The following is a 16239-nucleotide window of genomic DNA, read 5'->3' as shown; positions in this document are numbered from 1 at the left end:
GACGCCTAGCAGGGGGCAGGGCTTACAAGATCAGCACCAGCCGGGTTGAGACCAGCCCGGACGAGCATCACGCGGGCGGAGTTCTTGTCTCTGGGCGAGACAGCTCCGCACGCGGTGCACGTATACGTTCTCTCGGAAAGAGGTAGTGCGTGCTTGGCTCTCGCTCCGCACTGTGCGCAGTCCATCGTGGTGTGCGCCGGGTGGACCAGGTGCACGGCACGGCCGTGCTTGCGGCCCATCTCCATCAGGGCATGCTTGGTCGCGCCGATCGCGGCGTCTGCCGCCTTCCTCGCCATGGTGGACTTCGCGAGAAACTTCGGCTTGAAATCCTCGACAGCGATCGCGTCGTGGTCGGCCGCGACCTTCTTGGCCCACTTGCGGGAGGTGTCCTGCCGCTGGTCGGCGATTTTCTTGTACAGCTTGGCGCGGAGCTTCTTCGCGTGCCGGTAGCCTTTCGAGCCGGCGTGGCCCTTCCTCGGCTTGCGCCGGGCCATCATCCGGTCGTAGCGAGTCAGCTTCTCCTGCGCCTTCCTGCCGTGCTGCGCGTGGGGGAGGTCGTGGGCGTCGGATGTGGTGGTCGCGGTCTCCTTGACGCCCCAGTCGACGCCGATCACGCGCCCGGTGGCGGGCAGCAGTTCGCTCTCGGCCGCGACGACGAAACTGGCGTACCACGCCCCGGTACTGTCCTGGTACACGCGCACGGACGTCGGGTCGGCCGGAAGGTCTCTCGGCCACACCACGGTCACAGCGATGCCGCCCGCCAGGTGCAGACGGCCGTCCTTGATCCGAAAGCCGCGCCGCGTTTAGTTGAGACTCGGCAAGGCTTCACGTCTCTTCTTCGGCCCGGGCATCCCGGCACGCTGCCGCATCGGCAGCTTCGCCCTGATGTCCTTCAGCGCCTTCGCGCGGGACCTGCCGAAGTCCCGGATGATCTGCTGCTGAGGAACCGACGCCCCCTCACGCAGCCATCCCATGGTGGCGCGGGCCTCGGTCAGCATCCTGTCGAGCTGCGCCGGACCGCACGTCGCCTTCTTCCCGGCCGTTCTGTTGCTGATGTGGACCCTGCGGGACACAGCAACGCACTCGTTCCACACCCAACGGCACCGTGCCCACTCGCCTTCAAGCCCGGTGCGCCCGGTGGACGACACACGCAGGCGGAAGGTGTACCGGGCATGCCCGGACACCTCCGCCGTCTCCTGCGTCGTCGTCATGGTCAAGACGCTAGCCCCACCCACTGACAACCAACCGAAAGTACAGGTCACAGCACATGGGCAGAGAACTCCGCCGCTCCACGGCTTCGCCCCAAGAACCCCCTCCTCCCCGGCCCGAAGGCCAGGGCCTCCAGGGAGAAATCAAGTGACCATCCACCTCCCGCAGGGCCCCTACGAGCCGCGCACCACCCCGCTCGACCTCGCACCGGGCGGCGCGGCGCTCGCCTCCCGTACGGTCTTCTCGGCTGCCCACGTCGTCGCGGACCCGTACGCCGACGTCAGCCCCGACGCTCCCGCCGTCGTCGACTGGGATGCCACCCTCGCCTTCCGCCGCCACCTCTGGGCGCACGGCCTGGGCGTCGCCGAAGCGATGGACACCGCGCAGCGCGGCATGGGCCTGGACTGGGCGGGCGCGGCGGAACTGATCCGCCGGTCCTCCGCCGAGGCGAAGGCGGTCGGCGGCAGGATCGCCTGCGGTGTCGGCACCGACCAGCTCACCGGCCCCGCGACGCTCGCAGAGGTGCGTGCGGCGTACGAGGAGCAGCTGGCCCTCGTCGAGGAGAGCGGCGCCCAGGCCATCCTGATGGCCTCCCGCGCCCTCGCCGCCGCGGCGAAGGGCCCCGAGGACTATCTGGAGACGTACGCCCATCTCCTGCGCCAGGCCACGGAACCCGTTGTCCTGCACTGGCTGGGCCCGATGTTCGACCCCGCGCTGGAGGGCTACTGGGGCTCCCCGGACCTCGACGCCGCCACGGACACCTTCCTGAAGGTCATCGCGGAACACCCGGACAAGGTCGACGGCATCAAGATCTCGCTCCTGGACGCCGAGCGGGAGATCGACGTCCGGCGCCGCCTTCCCGGCGGGGTGCGCTGCTACACCGGCGACGACTTCAACTACCCCGAGCTGATCGCCGGGGACGACCGGGGCTTCAGCCACGCGCTGCTCGGCATCTTCGATCCGCTGGGCCCCTTGGCCGCCCACGCGGTACGGGTCCTGGACACCGGGGACGTCAAGGGCTTCCGCGCCCTCCTGGACCCGACGGTCGAGCTGTCCCGCCACCTGTTCGAGGCCCCGACCCGCTACTACAAGACGGGCGTGGTGTTCCTCGCCTGGCTGGCGGGCCACCAGGACCACTTCACGATGGTCGGCGGGCTGCAGTCCGCACGCTCGCTGCCGCACCTGGCGAAGGCGTACGAACTCGCCGACCGCCTCGGCCTGTTCCCCGACCCGGAGCTGGCCGAAACCCGGATGCGCGCCCTGCTGGCCGTCCATGGAGGAGCACGATGAGCACCGCCCTTTCCCGCCTCTCCATCAACCAGGAGACCATCAAGCAGTGGTCCCTGCCCGAGCTCACCGAGGGCTGCGTCAAGGCGGGCATCGGACAGGTCGGCCTGTGGCGGGCTCCCGTACAGGAATACGGAGTCGAGCGCGCCGCACAGCTGGTGAAGGACGCGGGCCTCACCGTCACCAGCCTCTGCCGGGGCGGCTTCCTCACCGCGGTCGACCCCGCCGAGCAGGCCCGCGCCCTGGACGACAACCGGGCGGCGGTCGACGAGGCCGCGGCCCTGTCCACCGACACCCTGGTCCTGGTCTCCGGCGGACTCCCCACCGGGGAGAAGGACTTGTACGCGGCCCGGGAGCGGATCGCCGACGCCCTGGGCGAGCTGGGCCCGTACGCGCAGGAGCGGGGGGTGCGTCTGGCGATCGAGCCGCTGCACCCGATGTTCGCCTCGGACCGCTGCGTCGTCTCCACGCTGTCCCAGGCCCTCGACCTCGCGGAGCGCTTTCCGGCCGAGCAGGTCGGCGTGGTCGTCGACGCGTACCACATCTGGTGGGACGACCAGGCTCCCGCACAGATCGCCCGGGCGGGTGCGGGCGGCCGGATCCACTCCTTCCAGCTGGCCGACTGGATCACTCCGCTCCCGGCAGGCGTCCTGGTGGGCCGGGGCCAACTGGGCGACGGATGCGTGGACTTCAGGATCATGCGCCGGCAGGTCGAGGCCACCGGCTTCGACGGCCCGATCGAGGTCGAGATCTTCAACGAGGACCTGTGGGCGCGTGACGGCGCCGAGGTACTGGCCGAGGTCGCGTCCCGCTACCTGGAACACGCCTGCTGAGAGCGTGTCCGGCGGACCTTGGTAAAGAGAACGTCAAGGCGTGCAACCTTTACCGGCCTTGCCCGGTCGTACTCAGCGTCGGGACTTCCGGGGAGGGATCCGGGGGGATCGGGAAGACCCGACGGAGGGGGACAGCGAGGGGGGTCCGGCTTTTCAGCCGGACCCCATTCCGCTTTCCTGGCGGTTCCTGGAAGCGTCTGCGGTTCCTTGAACGCCTGGGGTTCCTCGAACGCCTGCGGTTCCTGGAACGTCCGCGGCGAGGCGGAGCGCGTCGCCGGTCTGGCAGGATCACCGGAATGGTGAAGGACCCATCAATGACCTGCAGGCGCGTCGGCGCGCTCCTCCACGAGACCGGCATGGTGTCCGCGGAGAAGATGCACAGCGTCCTCGAAGGACTCGCCGCCCACGCCGACGACGAGATGACCCCCGCCGAGGCAGCTGGTGCCCTGGTGGAATTCGGTACGGCGGTCTCGGTGCACGTCGACGACATCGACTCCATCTACGAGGACTACGCACCGCTGCTGGCACGCGCCGCCGAGGTCGCCGGTGGCAGAGTCACCATCGCCGGCGTCCGGATCGTCAAGGGCGAAGGCGGATTCGAGGGTGGCCGCTGTGATCTTCTGGAGTTCGAGAGGGACGGCACGCTCGTCTCCCTCGTGGCCGAGCACTTCTCGGAGGACTACTACGACCATGAGACGGCCTACCTGGCCATCAGGGAAACCGCCCATGCCGACGACCCTCGCTCATGGCGCAACGTCGACTTCGCGAGGGAGCCGGGCTCCGTCCACGACAACGTCATCGTCCTGGCCACGCCCGCGCAGGGCGAAGCGCTCCACGAGCACCTGGGTCTGACGCTCTTCTGAGCCGACGCGTGGACGGTTCGCCCGGACAGCCCTAGCCGGCCTTCCTGAACAGCGCCGTCCAGAGGAACTCCTCGCCGAAACAAGGGGAGTCAGCCGGCTCGTCCCGCATCCGGCGCAGTTCGACCTCCGTCAGCCCGGAGAAGATCCAGCGCAGTGATTCCGGCGTGTAGGCGAGCCCGCCCTGGAGTCCCGCCTCACGGTAGAAGTCCGCGTCGGGCAGCTCCGAGCCCATCGCACCGGAGGCGAAGCAGCTGAGGGACAGGTGCCCACCGGGGGCGAGGACGCGTTCCATGAGCGCGAGGTAACTGACGCGCCGGTGGGGCGGCAGGTGGTGGAAGCAGCCGGAGTCGTGGACGAGGTCGTACGGCCCGGCCGGTGCGTCCTCGGCGAAGGCGTCGCCGCGGTGGAAGCGGATGTCCGCCCCGGCCTCACGGGCCCGCTCCTCGGCCCAGGCGACGGCCTCGGGCGACAGATCGACCGCGTCCACCTCGAAGCCCCGTGCGGCGAGGTACAGCGCGTTGCGCCCGGGCCCGCAGCCGAGGTCGAGCGCCCGGCCCGGGGCGATCAGGCCCCGGTCGAGGTACGAGACGAGGCTCTCGTCCGGCTTCGACACGAAGAACGGCACGGGCTTGGACCGGTCCGCGTAGAACCCGTCCCACCATGAACCCGCCCCGCCGGTCCACCGGTCGGCCTCCGGTGCGAACAGGCTGTCCATGAGCTTCAGTACGTCGTCCACCGAGCGTATGTTCCGGTCCATCCGGACCCCCTTCCCAAGACCCCGATTCTAGCCGGAGTTGCTGCATAACCCCAGGTCAAAGCCTCTTTATGGAGGGTCAGGACGGGCGGCTGCGCGCTTTCCGCGAGAGGGCCGGGCGGCAGGGGTGCGGGAGGGGCGGGAGTGCTCCGAGAGGCCTGCCTGCGGGCCTGGAGGGGGCACTGGGCGGGGCGCCCGGACGTGTTTCCCGACCGGTTTCCCGATGCCGGCCCGGCCGTGCCCGGCTCAGTCGAAGAGGTCGATCAGCCCGTTCACCCAGATCGCCACGAAGGCGGCCACGAGGAGGAACGTCCCCGCGCACCCGGCGACGCGGCGCACACGGCCCGGCTCCGGCTCCTCGTTCTCCTCCTCGCCGGTGAAGGTGTCCCAGTCGACGGTACGGCCCAGCGACTCCGCGCACGCGGCTCGGACAGCGGTCAACTGCGCTTCGGCGAAAGCGGATCCCGCCAGCGATTCGTGTCCCCGCCAGGCCAGTGCCCGCATGCGGCGGGCAGGCACGTCGTACCGGTCCTCGAAGGAGGCCGTCTCCACCGGGTCCCGGTCCTCCTCCAGGTACATCCACCGTCCCGCCTGCGCCGGTTCGCCGTACAGCCGGTAGATCTCCGCCAGACGCCTGCGCACCTCCGTACTCGCGGGGTAGGCCTGGACCAGCCCGCGAAGCCGCGTGCGGGCCATGGGTATGCGTCCGGCGGCGAGGTCGGCGTCCGCGCGCTCCAGGGTGTCGGTCAGTGCCATGCGCACATCATCGGCCACCGGGCGCGGTCCGCCGAACCGTTTACCCCCGGCCGCCCGCGGAGCGCACCAGGGAGGGTGACCGGACCCCGTCCGGCTGTCGGTGCCGACCGGTAACGTCGTCGTATGTCCAACATGGCGGTCCTCGAAGGGGTCCTGGAGAGGATCACGTACGCCAACGAGGAGAACGGGTACACGGTCGCGCGCGTCGACACCGGGCGCGGAGCCAACGACCTGCTCACCGTCGTCGGTTCGCTGCTCGGTGCGCAGCCCGGCGAATCACTGCGCATGGAAGGCCGTTGGGGCTCCCATCCGCAGTTCGGGAAGCAGTTCACCGTCGAGAACTACACGACGATCCTCCCCGCCACGATCCAGGGCATCCGCCGCTACCTCGGCTCCGGTCTGATCAAGGGCATCGGACCGGTGATGGCCGACCGCATCACCACGCACTTCGGCGTCGACACCTTGGACATCATCGAGCAGCAGCCCGAGCGGCTCGTCGAAGTGCCCGGCCTCGGCCCGAAGCGGACGAAGATGATCGCCGCGGCCTGGGAGGAGCAGAAGGCGATCAAGGAAGTCATGGTCTTCCTGCAGACCGTGGGCGTCTCGACCTCCATCGCCGTCCGCATCTACAAGAAGTACGGGGACGCCTCGATCTCCGTCGTCAAGAACCAGCCCTACCGGCTGGCAGCCGACGTCTGGGGCATCGGGTTCCTCACCGCCGACCGCATCGCCCAGGCCGTCGGAATTCCGCACGACAGCCCGGAGCGGGTCAAGGCCGGGCTGCAGTACGCGCTGTCGCAGTCCACGGATCAGGGGCACTGCTTCCTGCCCGAGGAGCGGCTCATCGCGGACGGGGTGAAGCTCCTCCAGGTGGACACGGGGCTCGTCATCGAATGCCTCGCCGAGCTCGCCGAGGACCCGGAGGGCGTCGTACGGGAGAAGGTGCCGGGCCCCGAGGACGGGCTGCCCGTCACCGCTGTGTACCTGGTGCCCTTCCACCGTGCAGAGATCTCCCTCGCCGCCCAGGTGCAGCGCCTGCTGCGCACACCGGAGGACCGGATGCCGGCCTTCCAGGACGTGGACTGGGAGAAGGCACTGGCCTGGCTCGCGCAGCGCACGGGGGCCACCCTGGCACCCGAGCAGGAGGCGGCCGTCCGGCTCGCGCTCAGCCGGAAGGTGGCCGTCCTCACCGGCGGTCCCGGCTGCGGCAAGTCGTTCACGGTCCGGTCCGTCGTCGAGCTGGCCCGCGCCAAGAACGCGAAGGTGGTGCTGGCCGCGCCCACCGGGCGGGCGGCGAAGCGGCTCTCGGAGCTGACGGGTGCCGAGGCGTCCACCGTGCACCGGTTGCTGGAGCTGAAGCCGGGCGGGGACGCCGCGTACGACCGTGACCGGCCGCTGGACGCCGATCTGGTCGTCGTCGACGAGGCCTCGATGCTCGATCTGCTGCTGGCCAACAAACTCGTGAAGGCGGTGGCACCCGGTGCCCATCTCCTGCTGGTGGGCGATGTCGACCAGCTGCCCTCGGTCGGCGCGGGCGAGGTGCTGCGGGACCTGCTCGCCGAGGGCGGACCGGTGCCTGCCGTCCGCCTGACCACGATCTTCCGTCAGGCCCAGCAGTCCGGCGTCGTCACCAACGCCCACCGGATCAATTCGGGGGTGCCCCCGCTGACCGAAGGGCTGAGCGACTTCTTCCTCTTCGTGGAGGACGAGACGGAGGACGCCGGGGTGCTCGCCGTGGATGTCGCGGCCCGCCGTATTCCCGCCAAGTTCGGCCTGAATCCCCGCCGCGACGTGCAGGTTCTCGCTCCGATGCACCGCGGCCCGGCGGGAGCGGGCCATCTCAACGGACTGCTCCAGCAGGCCATCACGCCCGGGCGCCCCGATCTGCCCGAGAAGCGGTTCGGCGGCCGGGTCTTCCGGGTCGGCGACAAGGTCACCCAGATCCGCAACAACTACGACAAGGGGGAGAACGGCGTCTTCAACGGCACGGTCGGCGTCGTCACCTCACTCGACACCGACGAGCAGAAGCTGACGGTCCTCACGGACGAGGACGAGGAGATTCCGTACGATTTCGACGAGCTCGACGAGCTCGCCCACGCCTACGCGATGACGATCCATCGCTCCCAGGGCAGCGAGTACCCGGCGGTCGTCATCCCCGTGACCACCAGTGCGTGGATGATGCTGCAGAGGAATCTGCTGTACACGGCGGTGACACGGGCCAAGAAGCTTGTCGTACTGGTCGGTTCACGCAAGGCCATCGGCCAGGCGGTCCGCACAGTTTCCGCAGGCAGGCGTTGTACAGGGCTGGATTTCCGGCTCCGGGGTGCGCCGGTCGCAGACTTCGCGGAAAAATGATCGATCAAAACGGTGGGAAACATCACGGAGGCCTTCCGGAACCGGATTCCAGGGGGCAGGATGAGTAAGTTGGCGGCACTCAGTGCCGCCAGTAGGTCCAATGGACGACCCCGAGTGCACTCTCCTGAGCCAAATGGGGGAGGGTGGAGACAGTCAGGGCACCTCGAAGAAGAGGCACTACGTCGGTGAGGGATGACGTGAGCGACAACTCTGTAGTACTGCGGTACGGCGATGACGAGTACACCTACCCGGTGATCGACAGCACCGTCGGCGACAAGGGCTTCGACATCGGGAAGCTCCGGGCCAATACGGGCCTGGTCACGCTGGACAGCGGATACGGCAATACGGCCGCGTATAAATCCGCCATCACCTACCTCGACGGCGAGCAGGGCATTCTGCGGTACCGCGGATACCCGATCGAGCAGCTCGCGGAGAGCTCGACGTTCATCGAGGTCGCCTACACGCTGATCAACGGTGAGCTTCCGACGGTCGACGAGCTGTCGGACTTCAAGAACGAGATCACCCAGCACACGCTGCTGCACGAGGACGTCAAGCGGTTCTTCGACGGCTTCCCGCGCGACGCCCACCCGATGGCCATGCTGTCCTCGGTCGTCAGCGCGCTGTCCACGTTCTACCAGGACAGCCACAACCCGTTCGACGAGGAGCAGCGCCACCTCTCGACGATCCGGCTGCTGGCCAAGCTCCCGACGATCGCGGCGTACGCGTACAAGAAGTCGATCGGTCACCCGTTCGTCTACCCGCGCAACGACCTCGGTTACGTCGAGAACTTCCTGCGGATGACCTTCTCGGTCCCCGCCCAGGAGTACGTGCCGGACCCGGTCGTCGTCTCGGCGCTGGAGAAGCTGCTCATCCTGCACGCGGACCACGAGCAGAACTGTTCGACCTCCACCGTGCGTCTGGTCGGCTCCTCGCAGGCGAACATGTTCGCCTCGATCTCCGCCGGCATCTCGGCCCTGTGGGGTCCGTTGCACGGTGGCGCCAACCAGTCGGTGCTGGAGATGCTCGAGGGCATCCAGGCCAACGGCGGCGACGTAGACTCCTTCATCCGCAAGGTGAAGAACAAGGAGGACGGCGTCCGGCTGATGGGCTTCGGCCACCGCGTCTACAAGTCCTTCGACCCCCGCGCCACGATCATCAAGGCTGCGGCGCACGACGTGCTCTCCTCGCTCGGCAAGTCCGACGAGCTGCTCGACATCGCGCTCAAGCTGGAGGAGCACGCGCTCTCCGACGAGTACTTCGTCTCGCGCAACCTCTACCCCAACGTGGACTTCTACACGGGTCTGATCTACCGGGCCATGGGCTTCCCCAGCGAGATGTTCACCGTGCTCTTCGCGATCGGCCGGCTCCCCGGCTGGATCGCCCAGTGGCACGAGATGATCAAGGAGCCGGGATCGCGCATCGGTCGCCCGCGCCAGATCTACACCGGCGAGGTCCTGCGCGACTTCGTCCCGGTCGAGAGTCGCTGAAGCCGACTCCCGCACGAACCGCTGTAGTACCCGGCCGCAACGGCCGACTGCCTTCGCCCCGCGTGCCGCGCTCGCTGAATCAGAGCGCGGTGTCCGGGGCGATTCGGCGTTCCGGGGCTCTGCGCGTTCCGGGGCTATGCCGCTGCGCCACGAGGTGGTCAGGGTGCGAGAAACGCCCCGCCGCCGATCCCCCCACGGGTCGACGGACAGGGCGCTTCCCATATCCCGGAGCGGATTCCCCCCACGGGATCCGGCCGGGCGTCTGCGGGGAGCCGAGGCTCCCGTTGTCCTGCTGGTGGTACGTATTCAGTTCGGTCCTGCTGTGCGGTCTGCCGGGGTACGTACGAACGGGAGGGCCGCTCAAAGCTCCCCGGTGCACGTGCCCCGGCCAACGCTTGCCATGGAGCGTCCCCCAAGACACTCCATCGGACGTCCCCCAAGACATCCTTGGCATCGCACTCTTAGACTCACCAACCCATCAGATGGTTACCCTCGAATCGGTGTGATCTAAGTCTCTTTGTGGAAATTACGTGAAGGAGCGCAACCGCAGACTGTTCGTGACGACGAAGACCGACGAAAACGCCATTGCCGCACCCGCGATCATGGGGCTGAGCAGCCCGAACGCAGCCAGAGGCAGCGCGGCAACGTTGTAGCCGAAGGCCCAGAAGAGGTTGCTTCTGATGGTCGACAGCGTACGCCGTGACAGCCGGATGGCGTCAGCGGCCACCTTAATATCTCCACGAACGAGTGTGAGGTCGCTCGCCTCGATCGCCGCATCCGTCCCGGTACCCATCGCCAGGCCCAGATCGGCCACAGCGAGCGCGGCGGCGTCGTTGACGCCGTCACCGACCATGGCGACGGAACGGCCCTCGGCCTGGAGTCGCCGGACGAGCTCCACCTTGTCCTGCGGCATGACCTCCGCATGCACCTCGTCGATCCCGACCGCGCGTGCCACGGCGTCCGCGACGGCACGGTTGTCACCGGTCAGCAGAATCGGCCGGAGGCCCAGGGCGCGCAGCTCCGCGACGGCGGCGGCGCTGCTCTCCTTCACCGCGTCGGCGACCTCCAGGACGCCCCGCGCCTCGCCGTCCCAGGCGACGGCGACGGCTGTACGGCCCTGGCACGCGGCGTCCGCGACGGCGTCGGCCAGCGGTTGTGTGAGCGCGATCCCCGCATCGGCGAGCAGTCTCGGGCGGCCCGCCAGCACCTGGTGTCCTTCGACGGTGCCGCGTACCCCGAGACCGGGGACGGCGGTGAAGGAGTCGAGGGAGGGGAGGGGGGCCGCGGTGCGGTCGGCCGCACCGGCGGCGACGGCCTGGGCGATGGGGTGCTCGGAGGCGTGCTCGAGGGCGCCCGCGAGCCGGAGGACGTCGGTCTCGGTCGTGCCGACGGCGGTGTGGACGCGCCCGAGGGCCATCCGGCCGGTGGTGACGGTGCCGGTCTTGTCGAGGACGATCGTGTCGACGCGGCGGGTGGTCTCCAGGACTTCGGGACCCTTGATGAGGATGCCGAGCTGGGCGCCGCGCCCGGTGCCGACCATGAGGGCGGTGGGCGTGGCGAGCCCCAGGGCGCAGGGGCAGGCGATGATGAGGACGGCGACGGCCGCGGTGAACGACGCGGTGATGTCGTCGGTGGCGAGCAGCCAGGCGACGAGGGTGGCCGAAGCGATCAGCAGGACGACGGGTACGAAGACCGCCGAGATCCGGTCGGCGAGGCGCTGGGCCGCGGCCTTGCCGTTCTGGGCATCCTCGACGAGCCTGGCGATCCGGGCCAGCTGGGTGTCGGCGCCGACGCGGGTGGCTTCCACGACGAGCCGTCCGGACACGTTGAGCGTGGCTCCGGCCACGGCGTCGCCCGCAGCGGTGTCCACCGGCACGGACTCACCGGTGAGCATCGAGGCGTCGACGGCGGAGAAGCCCTCGACGACGAGGCCGTCCGTGGCGATCTTCTCGCCGGGGCGGACGACGAAGCGGTCGCCCACGGCGAGCCGGCCGACCGGGACGCGTACCTCCGTACCGCCGCGCAGGACTGTCGCGTCCTTCGCGCCCAGGTGCATCAGTGCACGCAGGGCGGAACCCGCCGCCCGCTTGGACCGTGCTTCCAGGTAGCGGCCCAGCAGGATGAATCCGATGACGCCGGACGCCACCTCCAGGTAGATCGTGGAGGCGGGGTCGGAGCGGGAGACCGTGGCATCGAACCCGTGCCGCATGCCGGGCATGCCCGCGTCGCCGAAGAACAGTGCCCACACCGACCAGCCGAACGCCGCGAGGGTGCCCACCGACACCAGGGTGTCCATCGTCGCTGCACCGTGCCGGAGGTTGGTCCAGGTGGCGCGGTGGAAGGGCAGCCCGCCCCAGACGACGACCGGGGCGGCGAGGGTGAGGGAGAGCCACTGCCAGTTGTCGAACTGGAGTGCGGGAACCATGGCCATCAGGACGACCGGCACGGCGAGCGTCGCCGACACCACCAGGCGCCGGCGGAGTGCGGCGAGGGCTTCGGCGGCCGTACGGTCAGCCGCGTCCTGGGAGCTTGCGCGCTGCCGGTCGGGCGCGTCGGCTTCCCGGCCCGGCGCGGCTGCCGTCGTTTCCGCGTCGCGGGAGGTCTCCCCGCCCTGCGCGGTTCCTCCGTCCTGCGCGGTTTCCCCGTCCTGCGCGGTTTCCCCGCTACGGGAGCCGGGGGTGGCCGGAGACGGCTCGGGGGCAGGGCGCGGTACGGGCTGCGCCGTGTAGCCCGTCCTCTCGACCGTGGCGACGAGGTCGTCGAGCGCGATTCCGGCACCGAAGGAGACGCGGGCCTTCTCCGTCGCGTAGTTGACCGTGGCGGTGACACCGTCCATCCGGTTGAGCTTCTTCTCGACGCGGGCCGCGCAGGAGGCGCAGGTCATCCCGCCGATCGTGAGCTCGGCCTCGGAGGTCTCCGCGGCGGGGGCCGCGGCTGCTGTGGTGCTGGCCATGTCCGGACTCCTGGGTAAAGCAGGTCGGGCCGCTCCCTACCAGTATCTGCCGCATCTGGTGAGGGAATCGGCCCGAGGGAAAATGGTGCGTGGTGCGCGTGCGTGGTGCGGGTCCGGTGGAGGACCTGTTCCAAGGATGCCGCAGGCCGCTCGTGCCCCGGATCGCTCAGGCCAGGCCCACGAGCTCGTAGCCCGCCTCGTCGACGGCGGCGCGCACCGCGTCCTCGGTCAGCGGGGCCCTGGAGGCGACGGTCACCCGGCCGGTGGAGGCCTCGGCCTTCACCGAGCTGACCCCCTCGATCCCGGAGATCTCCTCGGAAACGGCTCCTTCGCAGTGACCGCAGGTCATGCCCTTCACCTCGTACACGGTGGTGACGCCGCCCACCTGCACGTCGGCCGCCCCGTCCTGGCAGGAACCGGTGGACGAGCAGCAGGAGCCGGCGGTCCGGGGGGTCTCGGTCTCGGCGGTCATGACGTTCTCCTCTTCGCGAGCACACAGGGACGTGGCGTGGGGGACGTCGGAAGGCCGGTTCGCCCCACCCGTCCCACTATACCCCTAGGGGGTATCAAATTCGCCCGGCGCCATCCCTCTGGGCCCCTCGCAGACCAGCGGATCCAAGTAGCGGTACATCACCGTCTTCAACTCCCTGATGTACGCCTCCCGTTCGTCTCCCTCGTGGGACATGATCAGGTCAAGTCCGGCCTTGAAGAGGATGAAGGACATGGCCGCGATGCGGGTGACCTGGTCGGTCTGGAGCTCCGGGAGGTAGGCGCCGATGAGCTGCTCGACCCTGGTGGTCATCGTGGCGTGCAGGAGGTCGTGCTCCTGGGTGATCACGCCGGGGATCTCGGAGCCGTGGGTGAGGACCGCGAAGGCCGGGTTCTCGCAGTTGAAGGCGATCAACGGGTCGAGGATCGCGTCCAGCATCCGGTCGAGGGGCAGCTCGATGTGGCTGGGGACGAACGCGGCGCCGTACGTCTCCCGCCAGCGGTGCATGAGGAGGTCGCCGAGTTCGACGGCGATGGCCTCCTTGTTGGGGAAGAACTGGTAGAGCGTGCCGGGCGATACGCCGGCCTCGCGGGCGATGGCGTTGGTGCTGGCCCCGTTGTAGCCACTGGTGCAGAAGACGCTCGCGGCGGCGTCGAGCAGCTGGGCGATACGGGCTTCGCCGCGTGCCTGACGACGGCGCGGCCGGGCGGCCCCGGCTTCCTTGGCGCTCTGTGCGGGCGAGGTGGCCTCTCCGGCCCTGGCCTCAGACACGGTCAATCCCCAGCTTTCACGACGCGGTTGACAAACGCGAGCACCCGCTCGCATTCTTGGGAAACGCGAGCGCTGACTCGTGTTTGCCAGTGTAAGTGGCAACGACTGACCCATGCTGCCCTGTGCTGCCCGGGTCTGGGTGAAGGGGACACCGCACCATGTCCGAAGTCAACAGCCCGGAGCGTGTCGGGGGCTGGACCCGTTTCGTCACCGCACGACCACGGCTGGCGCTGCTGGCCGCCCTGGTCATCACGGCACTCGCCGTGTTCGCGGGAAGTGGGGTGGCCGACAGGATGGGCAGCGGCGGCTGGGAGGACCCCGACGCCGAGTCGACCTACACGACCCAGGTGCTGGAGCGCGAGTTCCCCGCTTCGCAGCCCAATCTGCTGCTGCTCCTCGACAGCGGGAGCGCCTCCGTCGACGATCCCGCGGTGGCCGCGGAGGCCGCCCGGCTCACCGAGCGGCTGGCCGCCGAGAAGGGGATCACCGGTGTCGGCTCCTACTGGCAGAGCGCGTCCCCCGCTCTGCGCTCCGAGGACGGCCACGAGGCGATCGTCGCCGCACGGATCGAGGGTGACGAGAAGGCCGCCGGTGAGATCCTCGACCGCATAGCCCCCGCCTTGCGGGGGGTGCACGGCCCGGTGGAGGTGTCCGTCGGCGGACCCGTCGCCGTACGGCACGAAATGCAGACGATCATCCAGGACGACCTGCTGCGGGCCGAGCTCATCGCCCTGCCCGTGACGCTGGTGCTGCTGGTCATGGTCTTCGGCAGCGCGATCGCCGCCCTGCTGCCGCTCGCCGTCGGAATCGTCGCGATCCTGGGAACGAACGCGGTGCTGCGAGGCATCACCGAGTTCACCGACGTCTCCGTATTCGCCCAGAACCTCACCACGGCGCTCGGCCTCGGACTCGCCATCGACTACGCCCTGTTCATCGTGCGCCGGTTCCGCGAGGAGCTGGCCACAGGGGCGGACACCCGTACGGCCATCGGAACCACGCTGCGCACAGCGGGACGCACGGTGCTCTTCTCCGCGCTGACGGTGGCGGTGTCGCTGGCGGCGATGATGGTCTTCCCGCAGTACTTCCTGCGTTCCTTCGCCTATGCGGGCATCGCCGTGGTGCTGCTGGCCGCAGCCGCCGCCCTGATTCTGCTGCCGGCCGCGCTGATGCTGCTCGGGCCCCGGGTCAACTCGCTCGACCTCCGACGGCTGCTGCGGCGCCGCGCCGGGGACGAGCAGGCCGGGCCGGATGTGGCAGACAGGGCGGGCGGTGTCTCCGACGGGTCGGGCACGGGATGGGGACGCTTCGCGCTGCTGGTGATGCGCAGAGCACCGGTCTTCGCGGTCGTCACCACGGTAGGGCTCGTACTCCTGGGACTGCCGTTCCTCGGCGTGAAGTTCGGTACGGCGGACGACCGCCAGCTGCCCGCGAGCGCCGAGTCCCGTGTCGTCCAGGAGCACATACGGGACGGCTTCCCCGGCAGTCCGGGCGGTGGGCTCGAAGTGCTCGTGGAAGGTGCGGCGACGCCCGCCCAGTACGCCGACTTCCGCACCAGGATCGCCGCGCTCCCCGGAGTGCAGCGGGTGGACGGCCCGGTCACGGGAGACGGGTCCGCGTACTTCGCTGTGCTGCCCGACGGGGAGTCCGTCGGGCAGGGCGCCCAGCAGCTCGTCCAGGATCTCCGGGGCGAGCCCGCACCGTTCGAAACCTCGGTGACCGGCACGGCAGCTGTCCTCGTCGACTCCAAGGACGCCATCGCCGACAGACTGCCCTGGGCGGTGGGGATCATCGTCGTGGTGACTCTGCTGCTGGTCTTCCTGCTCACCGGCAGCGTGCTGATACCGATCCAGGCCGTGGTGCTCAACGCCCTGAGCCTGACCGCGATGTTCGGAGCGGTGGTCTGGGTCTTCCAGGACGGGAATCTGTCCGGGCTGCTCTCCTTCACCAGCACCGGTGACATAGAGACGACCCTGCCCGTGCTGATGTTCTGCGTCGCCTTCGGTCTCTCCATGGATTACGGCGTGTTCCTGCTCTCCCGGATCAAGGAGGAGTACGACCGCACCGGCGACCACGAACACTCGGTGACGTTCGGACTGCGGCACACGGGCGGGCTGATCACGGCCGCCGCAGTGATCCTGGCGGTGGTGATGGTGGCCATCGGTACCTCGCGGGTGACCAATACCAAGATGCTCGGGCTCGGTATCGCCCTGGCCGTGCTGATGGACGCCATGGTGGTGCGCAGCCTCCTGGTGCCCGCCGTCATGAAGCTGATGGGCCGGGTCACCTGGTGGGCCCCCGCGCCGCTGCGCGCCTTCCACCGGAGGTTCGGGCTGAGCGAGGGGGAGTCCGCGCGGACTCCCGCCGGGGAACGGACCGCCGAGCAGATACCCGGGACATCCCGGGCGGGGGACGAGGAGCGGGACAAGGTCACGGCCCAAGCGTAGATTCGCCGGACCCAGCACATGGGGCGACGAGCGAGAG

General features: G+C 69.4%; 11 protein-coding genes and 1 pseudogene. 6 read left to right on the top strand and 6 right to left on the bottom strand.

What is annotated here, in order from left to right:
- Positions 1-5: 5 nt before the first annotated feature.
- Positions 6-1211: pseudogene (locus ABZS61_RS18865) on the bottom strand (transposase).
- 145 nt (positions 1212-1356) lie between these two features.
- Here ABZS61_RS18865 and ABZS61_RS18860 point away from each other — a divergent pair.
- From ABZS61_RS18860 to ABZS61_RS18850, 3 genes are all read left to right on the top strand, one after another.
- A complete protein-coding gene (locus tag ABZS61_RS18860) occupies positions 1357-2499 on the top strand; it encodes a dihydrodipicolinate synthase family protein (protein ID WP_356421969.1) in 1143 nt (380 codons plus the stop codon).
- On the top strand, positions 2496-3329 hold the full coding sequence (locus ABZS61_RS18855; RefSeq protein ID WP_356421966.1) for a sugar phosphate isomerase/epimerase family protein: 834 nt from the start codon (positions 2496-2498) through the stop codon (positions 3327-3329). The genes ABZS61_RS18860 and ABZS61_RS18855 overlap by 4 nt, the downstream gene beginning before the upstream one ends.
- Positions 3330-3643: 314 nt before the next feature.
- A complete protein-coding gene (locus ABZS61_RS18850; RefSeq protein WP_356421963.1) occupies positions 3644-4192 on the top strand; it encodes a hypothetical protein in 549 nt (182 codons plus the stop codon).
- 31 nt (positions 4193-4223) lie between these two features.
- On the opposite strand, the gene ABZS61_RS18845 is transcribed toward ABZS61_RS18850, so the two are convergent.
- Together ABZS61_RS18845 and ABZS61_RS18840 are read right to left on the bottom strand one after the other, a co-directional pair.
- Positions 4224-4949, bottom strand: coding sequence for a class I SAM-dependent methyltransferase (locus ABZS61_RS18845; protein ID WP_356421960.1), 726 nt, complete (start codon positions 4947-4949; stop codon positions 4224-4226).
- Positions 4950-5192: 243 nt separating this feature from the next.
- The gene (locus ABZS61_RS18840; protein WP_356421957.1) at positions 5193-5702 is read right to left on the bottom strand and encodes a DUF6584 family protein; all 510 of its coding nucleotides are present in this window, start codon (positions 5700-5702) and stop codon (positions 5193-5195) included.
- A gap of 123 nt (positions 5703-5825) precedes the next feature.
- On the opposite strand from ABZS61_RS18840, the gene ABZS61_RS18835 reads away from it, so the two are divergent.
- Together ABZS61_RS18835 and ABZS61_RS18830 are read left to right on the top strand one after the other, a co-directional pair.
- Positions 5826-8057 carry an ATP-dependent RecD-like DNA helicase gene (locus ABZS61_RS18835; RefSeq protein WP_356421954.1) on the top strand — a complete coding sequence of 744 codons (2232 nt, stop codon included), beginning with the start codon at positions 5826-5828 and terminating at the stop codon, positions 8055-8057.
- Between the two features lie 197 nt (positions 8058-8254).
- Positions 8255-9544, top strand: coding sequence for a citrate synthase (locus ABZS61_RS18830; protein ID WP_356421951.1), 1290 nt, complete (start codon positions 8255-8257; stop codon positions 9542-9544).
- A 526-nt stretch (positions 9545-10070) separates the two neighbouring features.
- On the opposite strand, the gene ABZS61_RS18825 is transcribed toward ABZS61_RS18830, so the two are convergent.
- The 3 genes from ABZS61_RS18825 to ABZS61_RS18815 form a co-directional block, all read right to left on the bottom strand.
- Positions 10071-12497: a heavy metal translocating P-type ATPase gene (locus ABZS61_RS18825; RefSeq protein WP_356421948.1), complete on the bottom strand. Its 2427-nt coding sequence runs from the start codon at positions 12495-12497 to the stop codon at positions 10071-10073.
- A 166-nt stretch (positions 12498-12663) separates the two neighbouring features.
- Complete coding sequence (locus tag ABZS61_RS18820) at positions 12664-12969, bottom strand: heavy-metal-associated domain-containing protein (protein ID WP_356421945.1); 306 nt, start codon at positions 12967-12969, stop codon at positions 12664-12666.
- An 84-nt stretch (positions 12970-13053) separates the two neighbouring features.
- Positions 13054-13758 carry a TetR/AcrR family transcriptional regulator gene (locus ABZS61_RS18815; protein WP_356421942.1) on the bottom strand — a complete coding sequence of 235 codons (705 nt, stop codon included), beginning with the start codon at positions 13756-13758 and terminating at the stop codon, positions 13054-13056.
- Positions 13759-13916: 158 nt separating this feature from the next.
- Between ABZS61_RS18815 and ABZS61_RS18810 the strand changes: the two genes are divergently transcribed.
- A complete protein-coding gene (locus ABZS61_RS18810; RefSeq protein ID WP_356421940.1) occupies positions 13917-16202 on the top strand; it encodes an MMPL family transporter in 2286 nt (761 codons plus the stop codon).
- Positions 16203-16239 lie beyond the last annotated feature (37 nt).

It is taken from the genome of Streptomyces sp. NPDC005566 (genome assembly GCF_040605575.1).
Taxonomy (GTDB): Bacteria; Actinomycetota; Actinomycetes; order Streptomycetales; family Streptomycetaceae; genus Streptomyces.
This window is presented reverse-complemented; position numbering and strand designations above follow the sequence as displayed.